Source organism: uncultured Psychrobacter sp., from assembly GCF_947495825.1.
GTDB lineage: Bacteria > Pseudomonadota > Gammaproteobacteria > Pseudomonadales > Moraxellaceae > Psychrobacter.
In genome coordinates, this window is sequence record NZ_CANMAH010000005.1 from 40,349 (window position 1) to 54,088 (window position 13,740).

Below are 13,740 nucleotides of genomic sequence, written 5' to 3' on the forward strand. Positions count from 1 at the left end.
AGGGTTTGTCGAATAGTAAGTAGCAACCATGTCAAGAATAAATATCTATTCATAGGAAAGTAATAATGGAAAATAATTTTGAAGGGTTAAAGGTCATGGTTATTGATGATTCAAAAACCATTCGTCGTACCGCTGAGACTTTACTACAAAAAGCTGGCTGTGAAGTCGTTACTGCAATTGATGGTTTTGATGCCCTTGCAAAGATCGTTGATAATAATCCTGACATCATTTTTGTCGATATTATGATGCCACGCCTCGACGGTTATCAGACCTGCGCCCTGATCAAAAACAACCCTGATTATGCAAGTACTCCTGTCATCATGCTGTCTTCTAAAGATGGACTGTTTGATAAGGCACGAGGACGCATCGTTGGTTCTGATGAGTATCTCACCAAGCCATTTAGTAAAGATGAGCTGTTTGAGACGATTAATCAGTATCGCTCTTAAGTCATATATATTGACTCATTTTTTTAGAAGATACCGAACTCAAATATATAACAACCACTAATAGACAACAATCAGTGATCGCTTGTTCAGATTTTTTGAAAATTACAATACATCACTTAACGAATTATTTAGTTGCTCTAGTAACTTATCCGTACGGATAAGATCGACAATAAAAGGAATAACCATGACAACTGTGTTGGTCATAGACGATTCGCCATCCGAAATGGCAAAATTTCGCGACATTCTAACGAAAAACAATTTTCAAATATTAGAAGCGAACAATGGCGAAAAAGGCTGCTTAATGGCTGCTGAACATTTGCCAGATGTGGTGTTAATGGACGTGGTAATGCCTGAAATGAATGGTTTTCAAGCAACTCGCAAAATCACCCGTGGTAAGACAACGGCTCATATTCCTGTCGTAATTGTCAGCACCAAAAATCAGGAGACTGATCGAGTTTGGGGCAAACGTCAAGGAGCTAGAGAGTATCTGGTCAAACCAGTAGACGAAAACGAGCTTGTACGTATTATCCGTACAGTAACGGAGTAAGTTGTGGCTTCCAAAGGTTTTATCGAGCTTCTACGCTTAGCGGATCTTGCCCGAGCACGTAGTAGTGGTCGTCAAGGTGGGCAAGTGTATGATTGGCGTGGCATAGTCTTTGAAATCGGTGGTCAGCGACTGATTGCTCCAATGGGGGAGGTATCTGAGGTATTAGCCATGCCCGAATATACCAGTATGCCATTAGTAAAGCCTTGGATGCTTGGTATTGCCAACGTCCGAGGTCGTCTGTTACCAATCACTGACTTGGCGCAATTCTTGCAAATTCCTAGTCAGCAACAAAGAAGCCACCGTAAGGTCATAGTCATCGATCATAGTTCAGTTTTTTCAGGTCTATTGGTTGATAGAGTCGTTGGTATCGAACAGTTTACTCGTGATCAATATCGTGCTGAAGCCATTGATAGCGACTCACCGTTTGCAGCTTACAACCATGGCAAGTTCTCTAAAGATGGTCAGGATTGGTATGTTTTTATGCCAAGTATGCTAGCACGAGATCTAGACTATATTGATGCTGCGATATAAATCAATGTTTGTAGGTAACTGTAACCACTCAATATCTGCTACTAAGTTTATAGAACTTAGGAGAGAGAAAAAAGTTATAAAGACTGGCATACAGATGATATGTCAGCATTACAAAAGTTTTTATTAATAGAAATTTTACCAATGATAGATAGAAGCCATCATTGGACGATGATCATTAACAACGTCAGTCATGATATGACTTAAACGACTGTTTGAAAGGAACGAGCGCAATGAGTGATGTTATAGAAAACCCTGCAACTGGTATCAATCAAAAGACATCAGGCCCTAATAGTAATATATGGAAGATACTATTAGGGGTTTTCACCTTAGTAAGTGTGGCTTGTTTGATTTTGCTTATAAATACGCTATCAACGGTAAGCAACTACTTAAGTAACGTCAATCAGTTAGAAGTCAGTGCAGCTAACATTGTACAAAACGTTAATGATGCCACTTTTTCACGCGATGCTGATGTAAGCGCTAATGCTTATGATGCCTTACAAAACGATGTGCAACGTTATCAAGTAGCATTGATCTCAGCTCAACAAAACGCTACCGACAATAAGGCTGTTTTTGCTGAGCTTAAGAATGAATGGCAAGCCAATAAAGAAAAGATTGACTATGTACTAAGTCATCGTAACGATGTCAATGCGCTACAAGATATAAAAGATAATGTCGCTACGGCTACTAAACAGATGCAAAGTGACTATAGTCAAGTCATAGAGCAGGCAGTCGCAGCCAATATACCTGTTGCAGCTATTAGTGATATGCAGACTCAGACCTTACGCGCTGAGCGTTTGTATACTGAGATGGATAAGCTGACTCGTAGTATCGACGGTACGCCAGCAGAATTTGCAGAACAAGCAGAGCTGTTTGCTCAAACGTTAAACGTACAACAGCAAAACTATGGTGAGTCGTTACCTGCATTACAGAGTATATCTGAAACCTTCAATACGGCAGTTGCCCCAGTAGTACAAGAGCTTGCTTCATTGAATAGTCCCGCCATTGAGTCTCGCGAGAACGCACGTGCTTTAGGTGAGCTTGCTACTAATACTCAAGCTCAATTGACCAATATTGATCGTGATATTTTGACACGTACTGGTGTGATGTGGCCTGCGCTTATATTCTTATTAGGTTTGCTTGGCGTTATATATGCGCTCTCTCAACTACTAAAACAACAAGGTGGTACTGAGCGAGTATTAATTGAAAAAGAAACCCTTCGTCGTCGCCAAGAAGCAGAAACTGAATCTGAGCGTGCACGTCAAATTCAAGAAGAAAATGAACGTAACCAGATGGCTATTCTACGTTTACTTGATGAGCTAGGTGACTTAGCAGAAGGTGATTTGACTGTTAATGCCACAGTATCTGAAGACTTTACTGGTGCGATTGCTGACTCAGTAAACTTTGCTATTGACCAGTTGCGTCAGCTGGTCTTGGTTATTAACAGTACTGCTGAAAAAGTCTCTCAATCTTCTGAACAGACTCAGATGAATGCTGTTGAACTTGCTGAAGCTTCTGAACATCAGGCGCAAGAGATTGCTAGTGTATCCGCTGCGATTAATGAGATGGCGATATCGATTGATCAAGTATCCACAAATGCGACCGAATCAGCATCCGTTGCACAGCGCTCAGTTGCCATTGCTCATAATGGGGGCGACGTGGTACAGCGTTCTATTGAAGGCATGAACGTTATTCGCGATCAGATTCAAGAAACCTCAAAACGTATCAAACGTCTGGGTGAATCATCGCAAGAGATTGGTGATATTGTAAGCCTTATCAACGATATTGCTGATCAGACCAACGTTTTGGCATTGAACGCCGCTATTCAGGCGTCAATGGCGGGCGATGCTGGCCGTGGTTTTGCGGTAGTTGCTGATGAAGTTCAGCGCCTAGCTGAGCGTTCAGCGAATGCAACTAAGCAGATTGAAACCTTGGTTAAGACCATTCAGGCAGATACTAGTGAAGCAGTTATGTCGATGGAAACAACGACTTCAGAAGTTGTACGCGGGGCACGCTTAGCAAAAGACGCTGGAGAAGCACTAGAAGAGGTGCAAAGCGTTTCTAATACTTTGGCCGATTTGATTCAAAACATCTCAAACGCGGCGCAGCAACAGGCAGAATCTGCTGGTCACATTTCTAATGCGATGAATATTATTCAAGATATTACATCACAAACCTCATCAGGAACGATGGCAACGGCACGTTCAGTTGGTGAGCTGAGCGAAATGGCGGCGGCACTTCAAGAGTCAGTAACAGGCTTTAAGCTATCTGATGACAACGAGCAGTTGCACGATTATGAAGAAGACTTTCAAAATCATACTTCTGCCATGGCGTAGATAAAGATAAATGGCATTTAATACCTCTAACGTGGATACTGATCTACATAAAGCTAATGGCTTAAGATCCAGTAATTTTGAGCTCAGTCATTTGAAGCGCAACCACACAAAAAAAAGCGAGACGACTCTTTTTCGCTTAAAAGATAGACCAATTGCAGTTGTTCAGTGGCAACACTACATAGAACAAAAAATTGGTTTTGTCTTGCCAAAAGAGCAGTCTCAATGGTTATTAAATGCGATTGAAAACACAGCCACAGAAAACAATTTGTCTGTAGCAGAGCTTTGGGATGCTATACAAACAAATAGCAAATTGAACCAACAGTTACTTGATACTGTACTTATCCCTGAAAGTCGTTTTTTTCGTCATGAACCTTCAATAGAGTTTATAACATCGCTGGCAGGACAGTACTGTGCTCATCTGAGACAAGACACTACTGAAGACCATTCTAATGATAGTGTTAAGAGTAGTGCTGATAGTAGTACGGGAGTTTTTCGTATATGGAGTGTCGGCTGTGCTACAGGTCAAGAAGTATGGTCATTAGCTATGAGCCTAGCTGCCCAAAACATCTCAAACTATATGTTATTAGGCTCAGATGTCAGCCGAAAAGCGCTCACTAAAGCACGTAAAGGACAATACGATCAGCGTCAACGAAAGCTCATTCCGTCAGCGTATCAGCGTTTTTTTACGCAATCATTAGCCGTCACTGATCAAAACGATACACAAGCGACATCTCAGCACCGAGCTTCCACAACAGATCAAGCATTGCCTAAGTTACATCTTGATAAGCCGCTACCTAATCAAAGTCCAGCTTATTGGCGAGTAGTACCGGAATTGCATGAACGAGTCAGCTTTATCTGGCACAACATTTTTACTCAAGGTTTAGCGACCTTGCATCTGCAGCAAGTGATTGTATGTCAAAACGTATTAATATATTTTCGACAGTTTGATCAACGCGATATTTTGACACGACTGTCTGCACAGTGTGCGCTAGGCGGTTATATCATATTAGCTCCAGGAGAGGCGCTGTTTTGGCGACCTTCAAATATGCGCCGCATTGCCCATCCACAGGTTAATGCATGGCAAAAAATTAGTGCATAAACGAGTTAGGATAATCCTATGAAAAACCAGCCAAATGAAATGGTGACGCTAGAATGGCTTCTCCCACTTTTTGAACAGCAGTTATCACTAGTGGCTAAAGACTGGCAGTTAGATACTTATCCTGATTTTAAGCGTATAGGACGACATTACCACGAAATCAGTGGTGCCTTGATAATGGCTAATTTGCCTCAACTGGCTACTTTGGCTGCAAAACTTAGCTTGTTAGCCTATGATACAAGCAGTGGAACGCTATTGAATGCTCAATACTTCCGAGTAGGGCGATTTGCTCATCAATTGTTGCAATACGAGCTGACTCAATATGTTCAGACAGGAAGTTATCGAAGTGCGCTTATTGATAGAACGATTGATAAGCTTACGCATTTGTTACCACAACAAAATATAGCAGCAGATAATAGTCTATCGCTAAACAGCATCTCAGCTGACGATAATCACAGCTTTCCTGCCCAAACGATAGATGTAGCTGTACCTAACGTTACCACGTCAAGTAGCTCTTTTTTATCTCCTTTACTACCTGAACAATATAAACAGTTATTACTGGTATGGCGTCAACAAGTCCAGAAGTTGTTGACTATTAATAGCAATGATACAACTGTCTTGCTCAGCTTGAAAAAAGTTAGTCATTATTTATGGCAAGCTGTCAGCTTACAGCATACAAATAATGCCGATGCTCAACAACGGTTATGGTTTTTGACAGAGCTTTGGTTAAGTAACCTAGCGAACAATTCATTACCACTGCCAGCTATTTATGCGCAGCTATTGTCACAGTTAGATGAGGTCTTAGATAACCGATATCAGCAGGCTGTCGATGTAAGTAAGCAGTCAGATGATACGTCAATCAGTAATACAGACTCTACTCTGACAACGTCTAAAACAAATGAAAATACAGAAATAGCACATGAAGATATTGAAGGTTTAATAGCTGATATTTATATACAAATCAGTGGTCTTGAAGATATCAATGAGCAGACTCATGGTTTGTTAAGTCACTTATCAAAAACGAGCGAATCTACTTTACGTTTTTTACCACGTATATTGGTTGAGCTTGAGTCTATAATTTTGGGTCTCAATGACCCACATACAGTTATAGCTCCTCTACAGCAACTTCAAAGACAACTTGAGTGTCGTGGTTGGTCTCGCTACGAGGCACAAGTGAGACAAGTTTTGAGCGACATCAAAAATAATATGATGTCAGAGTCATCATTTGCAGAAGTAAGTGAGCAGATTGAACATCAGCTCCAAGAGTTACACAGTGCTATTTATAACACTGAACAATCTATTCATACCAAAATTGGCGATAAAGCCTCTTTTGTGACGTTAGCTGCTTCTGATAATACAGCTATCGAAGCGAATGCTGTAAAGTCTACCGCCTTTACTAATGACGATTTACGCCAGCTACGTATTGCAGTTGAAGACCTAAAACATAATTTTAACGACTATGTATATCAGCAGCAAACCTATTTATTACCAACAGCTGTCGCTTTTGCCAAGATTAGTGAGGCTTTTAAAGAGATGGGTTTGACGTCGGTACAGACAGTTAGTGATAAGCTTGCCGAGGTATTTGCTAAATTAGAAACCCATAAAATAAAAAATATCAGCTGGAATCTGACTCAGTCTTTAGCAGAGAGTTTGACAGCGATTGAGCTATTGCTAGATTATCTAGCCCAGCAAGTATTTGATCGTCCTTTATTGCAGCAAGCCAATGAGCATATAGAGCAGGCACAAAGATTGGTAGATGCCTTAATAGCTGCGCCTGATACGGTAGTACCTGCTTTTACACCTAATGAGCCAGTTTTATCCAATGTTGTCCGCTATGATGATAGTGGTGAGATTGTGCCTACTGACGAGGTACTGAATAAAGACGTAGTAGACGATGAAGCTGATGTCCAAGTAAGCACTACAAAAGAGATGAATGCTATCAGTCGCGACAGTAAAGAGCTGCAAGCTGCACGTACGCAAGTAAAACCTGACAATTTTGATATGGATGAAGAGATTCGCGATATCTTTATTGAGGAAGCAGAGGACGTACTTACTGACTTAAAAGAGCTTTTACCTATTTGGCAACAAGATATCCAAGATTTATCGCCATTGACCGACGTGCGCCGCGGCTTTCATACGTTGAAAGGCTCAGGACGTATGGTAGGAGCTTTTACTGTTAGTGAGATGGCATGGGCAATTGAGAATCTATTAAACCGAGTATTAGATAAGACGTTAGCAGTCACCAAAGACGTGGTTACGTTAGTGACTCAAACAACTACGCATCTATCAGTGCTAGTCGCAGATTTTGCAGCATTACAAGAGCCTAGTATCGATCCTGCTATTACTATTTTGCAAAGTAGCAACCTATTGGTAGGAAAGCCGTTATCTGCTGGTTTGGATATATCTTTAGAGTCAGGTTTATTAACATCTGATCATCCAAAAGTGATTCCGTCAGCGTCAACCGACGAGCAAAACATGGTAAACCAGCATAACACTGTATCGAATGATTTTATTTCTGAGTCTCCAGAAACTACGTCGGATAGCGTTGACCTATCAAACAATATTCAAACAAATGATGCACAAGCAAACAATCTAAGCATTCCTACCGCTCTTGAACCTTTTATGCACCAAGCACAACAATTACCTGTTGATGCTCAAGATAGTGATCCAGAAATTAAAGAGATCTTTATTGAAGAAGCAGAAGAGGTATTGGATGAAATTACACCAAAATACGAACAGTGGCGTCTAGTACCCTCTGACTTAATAGGTTTAAAAGAAGTACGTCGAGGTTTTCATACCTTAAAAGGCTCAGGACGTATGGTTGGTGCATACTATACCGGTGAGCTTGCTTGGTCTATCGAAGATATGCTCAATCGTATTTTGGACCATACTATTGCAGTGACTACAGATATTATACAACTGGTGGCTGATGTTTTAGCCACTTATCCAGACTTGGTCAAAACGTTTGCTAACAATAATGAGCATCATAGTGAGGGCTACCCAGCGATAGTAACCCTGTGGGTAGCTTGTGCCAATGCGTATAGTAAAAAGCATGGTGATACGTTTAGTTATGTGAACTTGCGCAAAGAGTGGTTCGTAGATAGCCAAGATAATACTGGTATAAATGACGATGAGTTCGTTGATAACAGTGATAAAAAGCATGAAGATGTTGATAGCGACGACATGCTAGAGACCATTCATTCTATGAATGAGATGATGGCAGAGGCACCAGTGGTAATAACCCCGCAAAGTGCTGAGGAACAAACTTTTTATAAAATATTCGTTGAAGAGGCTCGATCGTTATTACAGGACATCAATGATTTCGTCAAAGCTCACGATGGTGATGAACATATCGAAGTCACGGATGAAATCGTACGCGCCTTCCATACTTTGCGAGCGGCTTCTGGCTCTAGTGCGCTTACTGCGATTAGTGAAATTAGTGCAAACATAGAGCATAGCTTAGAACAACTACAAAACTATGATACGCCAATGAGTGTCCATCACTTGCAAGCGTTAGCTCAATCAGTGAAATTAATTGAAGGGTATCTGGACGCTTACCAGCAAAGTTTGGAGCAAGATCTTACTGATGAGCATCTGCAAAATGAAGAAGACTTGGTATCTTTACAAAAAATACTAGATGAAACTAAAGCGACGCATACATTAGTAGACAGCAAATTAAGCGTTTCTGAGCTATTAGAATCAGACGTTGATACCTTACTAAACGCTGAGTGGGAGTTAGGTGAAGCATTAAATAATGGCAGTACTGAGCAAGTCCAAAGCTATGTTCAAAAGCAAGTCGAACAAATCCGCCAGTTGACAAGTCAGACGAAAGAGTCGCCAAAATTTACCTCGTTATTAGCAGCTTTAGACTCAGTGTATAGCTATCTGAATAATAATATTGAAGCAGCTTACAACGCTAAAATACAGACAGTGTTATTTGCAGGCCATCGCCAACTTATAGGCTTGTTCGATGCTTTAGCAGGTAGCATGTCCCTAAAAGTTGATCAGCAAGTACTACAGGACTTACATGCAATTGGTACAGTAGATGATGAAGATAGCTTAAACGTTTCAGATGACAATTTGATAGGTCATCAGGAAACACAAGAAGCAGAGAGTGATGAGTCAACGACGGTAAAAAGCATACAGGCCGATACCTTACAGCTTGAAGCAATCGATACCGATATTGAGTTGTTGGAGATATTTTTAGAAGAAGCACAAGAGCTTGACAGTGCCATCGCTCAGTCTTTTAGCAAATGGCGTGCTGACAGTGGCAACATGGCAACGTTAAAAGTATTGCAGCGTCATCTGCACACCATCAAGGGCGGCGCGCGCATGGCAGGTATCCGTAGTATCGGTGACTTGACGCATGAGGCTGAAAGTATTTACGAAGCGTTTGTTGAACAACGTTTGCATCCAACTGCGCAGTGGCTAACCATCATGCAAATGGTACAAGATACTCTGTCTTTACAGATTGATTATGTTGTGCGCTATCAAGAAGCATTCTTTGCTGATGATCTTATTGAGCAGTTACAAGAGTTTGAACGTAGCGATCAACTACCAAAAGCCATTACTCTGGTTTTACCAGCGCTCCAAAACCATAATAATAATGACTTAGTTGATACGGAAGACAGTCATCGAGAGAGCGAGCAAGCTTCTGATACTGCCAGTTTGGATAGCATAATTGCCGAGTCTTGGACAGATGGCCTGCCAGATCCTGATATTTTAGAAGTCTTTTTAGAAGAGGCAGATGAGATAGTTGTTAGTAGTAACAAGTATTTGCAGCTGTTTTTAGGCAACGTCAGTGACGTGGCAGCATTGCAAGCATTGCAACGAGATTTACATACTATTAAAGGTGGCGCACGCATGGTAGCGGCAAATGGTATTGCTGATCTTGCGCATGAGATGGAAACAGTATACGAAGAGTTGGCTATTCTAAGAAAGCCTGCGACCAAAATGATCTCACAACTATTGACCGACTGTCATGATTGGTTGGCTGATGCAGTGTTTATCTTAAAGCAGCAGGTCAATCCGCCAACACCTAACGAATTAATCTTGGCGCTAAAGCAGTTCAGCAAAAACCCTGATGACTTAAAACATATCCCTAATGAGACCCTGCAATCTCAGCGTAGCATGATTTTAGCAGCCAAAATGCTACAACAGTCAGGCCGTGTAGTCGAAAATCTAAAAGAGATGCCATCTATGGCAGGTAGCTTTGCAGAACAAGAGCAAAGCACGGGTAGCAACGAGATGATTCGTATCTCAGGTGGTTTGATTGAACATATGATTAACCTATCGGGTGAGTCAGCAATCAACCGTGCACGTATCGATATGGGTATAAGTAGCTTAACCAATAGTATTGAGGAGATGGGCACTACCGTCCAACGCTTGGCGGATCAGTTACGCCGGATGGAGATTGAGCTTGAAGCGCAAATCTTATCACAGATTGACGATGATGAATTGGTGAATAATGAAGACTTTGACCCATTAGAGATGGATCAGTACTCTTCATTAAACCAGCTATCTAAGTCACTCACAGAATCAGCTTCTGATTTGATTGAAATTAACAACACTATGCTAGAAAAGACACGCGATAGTGAGGGTTTGCTGCTGCAATTATCACGTACTCAAACTGAATTGCAAGATGGGTTAATGAATTCGCGTATGGTGCCGTTTACACGTGTGACACCGCGCCTTGAGCGTATCGTGCGTCAAACTGCTAATGAGCTTAACAAGTCGGTAGAGTTGACAGTCATCAACGCTGATGACGAAATGGACAGAACCATTCTAGAGCGCATTACCTCTCCACTAGAGCACATGCTACGTAACGCTGTCGATCACGGTATTGAAAACGTTCAAACTCGTCTAACAGCTGGTAAAAGCCGTAGCGGTCATATCACCTTAGAAGTCCTACGTGAGGGTAGTGAGGTTGTCATCAACCTAAGTGATGATGGCCGTGGTATCAATGTTGAGGCAGTCAGAAATAAAGCAATTGCGCAGGGTCTAATTGATGCCAATGATAACAGTCTGACCGATCTAGACATTATGCAGTATATTTTTAATGCCGGTCTGACAACTAGCCAGCACGTCACTCAAATCTCGGGCCGTGGTGTCGGGATGGATGTGGTTATCAGTGAGATTCGTCAGTTAGGAGGCATGGTAACTGTCACGTCTGAAGAAGGCAGAGGGTCGCGCTTTATCATACGTTTGCCCTTGACAGTAGCTGTGTCTGATGCTTTGGTCGTGCGGGCGGCGGATCGTTACTATGCGATACCTTTGGTACAGATTGAGCGAGTAATACGAGTCAATCCAGAAAAGCTATATGATTATTATGCATCTGGTGCTACTACTTTACATATCGAAGATGAGGATTACCGAGTCCGTTATCTAAATGAAATCTTATCTGGTAGTAAGCTTAACGAGTTGATGGTCAGTACCAATACCAGCTTACCGCTTATCGTAATAAAAAACCGTGCCGGTCAAAAAATGGCACTGCAAGTCGATCAAATTGCAGGCTCTCGTATTGAAGTTGTGTTAAAGCCACTTGGTCGTCAGTTGTCGCATTTGGCAGGTATTTCGGCTGCAACTATTATGGGTGATGGGTCAGTTATGTTGATCTTAGACCTTATTGCACTAATGCGTAATGCATCGACGCAAAATACCATTCAAGCGCCAAAGCCTGAACGCAGCGGAGCGGAAGCACCAGTTACGGTACTTGTGGTTGATGATTCTGTGACGGTCCGTAAAGTCACGTCACGTTTACTTGAGCGTCAAGGCATCAATGTGGCTCTTGCAAAAGATGGCGTTGATGCGATTGAAATCTTACAAGAGACCATACCGGATTTAATCTTATTAGATATTGAAATGCCACGTATGGACGGTTTTGAAGTGGCGACACAGGTAAGGTTTGATAAACGTTTGCGCGATATTCCTATCATTATGATAACTTCGCGTACTGGTGAAAAGCATCGCGAACGCGCCTTAGATATCGGAGTAAATGATTATATGGGTAAACCATTCCAAGAGACTGAACTACTAAACAGAATGCAAACATTACTTGGTCAAAAGATAAGCTTGAGTCATGATGGATAAAAACCATATGTCTAATATTATTGATAGAGATAATAAAGACATCAAAGTAATAGTGATTGCAGAGCATCAACATCAGCGCTTGGCTTTTACTGATACCGTACGCAGTCTAGGCTTCACCCTAATTGGTTGTTTATCACGGACACAGTTGCAAGATAAGAGTAAATTACATAGCGTTCAAGTCGATATTTGGTTGATTGATGGCGATTATGATAACGACATAGCCAGTTTTATTACGGCATCTGAATCTATTACAGTTCTTGTAGGGTTTAGCCCAGCTCCATACCTAAATGAGATGCAGCATTATGCAAAATGGCAGCGAAAATTAAAACGTAAATTGGCTAAGTTATTGAACAAACCAGCATTGTTAGATAGTCCATTGATTGATAATAATCCTGCGCCTTGGCGTTATGTAGTGTTTTTAGGAGCGTCTATGGGTGGCCCCCATGCAGTCAAAACATTCTTAGACAACTTATCGCCCACGCTACCTATTTGCATTTTACTTGCGCACCATTTTAATCAAAATATGATAGAGACGCTGCCTCGAATATTAAATCGTCACAATAACTGGCGCTGTCAAGTGATTACAACGACTCAGCGCCTGCGTACAGGACATTGTCTGATTGCACCCATCGATCGACAGATTGTATGTGACTCAGATGGTCGAGTTATATTAACGGAGCAAACATGGTCAGGAGAATATAGGCCTGGTATTGGTCAATTGCTTCAAAATACCAGTGACGTTTATGGTAGTGATCTTGTGAGTATTATATTTTCTGGTATGGGCAAGGATGGTTCCCAATATTTAGATTTGATTCAAGGTAATAATAGTCAGCTATGGGCACAGAATCCAAGTACAAGTGTTTGTCCTAGTCAGCCACAAGCCATTATTGATTCTGGTCACTGTCAATTTGTTGGTAGTCCTGAACTACTTGCCCAAAAACTTACCAATTATATCAGCGAGATGACAGCGAGTATTATTTCACCTTCATTTACAGTGAGCGACGTATGAGCCAGATTATAAAACATTCATTTGAAGCTATCAGTCTATTGACGACTGATAATGGTATGCTTGAAGTTACTATCATTCCTGCTGCAAACCAGCCGGATTGGATCATTCCAAGCAGTTTAATTTTAAGTGTTGATGACTCTAATGAGCGTGTATGGACATACCAATGGGAACAAAAAGAAGTCGCAGTATTTCATTTATTACCACACGAACAGCCTATTGATAAAACCATCGTATTAGAAGGCAATACCAATGCTCATCGATTTGCTCTACAAACAGCAGGGAATTTACATCACATGAAAGTCAGTATCTCAGAAGTCAAAGATGCTGAGCTACCTGAACACTATCTACAAGTCTCTATAAACAATAATAACACTACCAGTAAAGAGAAAGAGGAGAGGGCAGTAGGTAGCCAATTTAAAGAAAATATTATTACCTCCTATATGTTTCAGACAGTTACTATCAATGACACGCCTTATTTGATACCAGATTTGGATAAAATCGCTCACCAACTGTTCGATTTAAATGATTAATGAGGTTTTACTAGATTAGTTGCGTTCAACTACATAAGATCGATAGATAAGACGTAAATTTTTTGAAAACGTTAAACTGTTTTGCACAAATGGTTGAGAAAAGTATGTTTTAAAGGTATGGTTTGAGCTATTTATTAAAGTGATCTTAATAGGTCAGTA

At 41.1% G+C, this 13,740-nt stretch carries 8 protein-coding genes; all 8 read left to right on the plus strand.

Translation table 11 applies throughout. From position 1 onward, the window contains the following. Positions 1-65: 65 nt before the first annotated feature. The 8 genes from pilG to Q0895_RS06945 all read left to right on the plus strand — a co-directional run bounded on the left by pilG (position 66) and on the right by Q0895_RS06945 (position 13,581). Positions 66-446, plus strand: a complete 381-nt coding sequence (pilG, locus tag Q0895_RS06910) for a twitching motility response regulator PilG (RefSeq protein WP_058369474.1) — start codon at positions 66-68, stop codon at positions 444-446. Positions 447-630: 184 nt separating this feature from the next. Next, positions 631-993: a response regulator gene (locus tag Q0895_RS06915; RefSeq protein ID WP_299186938.1), complete on the plus strand. Its 363-nt coding sequence runs from the start codon at positions 631-633 to the stop codon at positions 991-993. 3 nt (positions 994-996) lie between these two features. After that, a complete protein-coding gene (locus tag Q0895_RS06920) occupies positions 997-1,524 on the plus strand; it encodes a chemotaxis protein CheW (protein WP_299186941.1) in 528 nt (175 codons plus the stop codon). A 230-nt stretch (positions 1,525-1,754) separates the two neighbouring features. Continuing rightward, a complete protein-coding gene (locus tag Q0895_RS06925; protein WP_299186944.1) occupies positions 1,755-3,857 on the plus strand; it encodes a methyl-accepting chemotaxis protein in 2,103 nt (700 codons plus the stop codon). Positions 3,858-3,867: 10 nt separating this feature from the next. Further along, the gene (locus Q0895_RS06930) at positions 3,868-4,956 is read left to right on the plus strand and encodes a CheR family methyltransferase (RefSeq protein ID WP_299186947.1); all 1,089 of its coding nucleotides are present in this window, start codon (positions 3,868-3,870) and stop codon (positions 4,954-4,956) included. An 18-nt stretch (positions 4,957-4,974) separates the two neighbouring features. Continuing rightward, on the plus strand, positions 4,975-12,042 hold the full coding sequence (locus Q0895_RS06935; protein ID WP_299186949.1) for an Hpt domain-containing protein: 7,068 nt from the start codon (positions 4,975-4,977) through the stop codon (positions 12,040-12,042). A gap of 7 nt (positions 12,043-12,049) precedes the next feature. Next, the gene (locus Q0895_RS06940) at positions 12,050-13,051 is read left to right on the plus strand and encodes a chemotaxis protein CheB (protein ID WP_299186952.1); all 1,002 of its coding nucleotides are present in this window, start codon (positions 12,050-12,052) and stop codon (positions 13,049-13,051) included. Beyond that, positions 13,048-13,581 (plus strand): hypothetical protein, encoded by a 534-nt coding sequence (locus tag Q0895_RS06945; protein ID WP_299186955.1) that lies wholly within the window; start codon positions 13,048-13,050, stop codon positions 13,579-13,581. Before Q0895_RS06940 ends, Q0895_RS06945 begins: the two co-directional genes overlap by 4 nt. Positions 13,582-13,740: the final 159 nt, after the last annotated feature.

What these genes read in the sequence shown, in the direction of transcription:
- pilG (WP_058369474.1), top strand. Translation starts at nt 66, where the DNA reads ATGGAAAATAATTTTGAAGGGTTAAAGGTCATGGTTATTGATGATTCA.
- Q0895_RS06915 (WP_299186938.1), top strand. Translation starts at nt 631, where the DNA reads ATGACAACTGTGTTGGTCATAGACGATTCGCCATCCGAAATGGCAAAA.
- Q0895_RS06925 (WP_299186944.1), top strand. Translation starts at nt 1,755, where the DNA reads ATGAGTGATGTTATAGAAAACCCTGCAACTGGTATCAATCAAAAGACA.
- Q0895_RS06930 (WP_299186947.1), top strand. Translation starts at nt 3,868, where the DNA reads ATGGCATTTAATACCTCTAACGTGGATACTGATCTACATAAAGCTAAT.
- Q0895_RS06935 (WP_299186949.1), top strand. Translation starts at nt 4,975, where the DNA reads ATGAAAAACCAGCCAAATGAAATGGTGACGCTAGAATGGCTTCTCCCA.
- Q0895_RS06940 (WP_299186952.1), top strand. Translation starts at nt 12,050, where the DNA reads ATGTCTAATATTATTGATAGAGATAATAAAGACATCAAAGTAATAGTG.
- Q0895_RS06945 (WP_299186955.1), top strand. Translation starts at nt 13,048, where the DNA reads ATGAGCCAGATTATAAAACATTCATTTGAAGCTATCAGTCTATTGACG.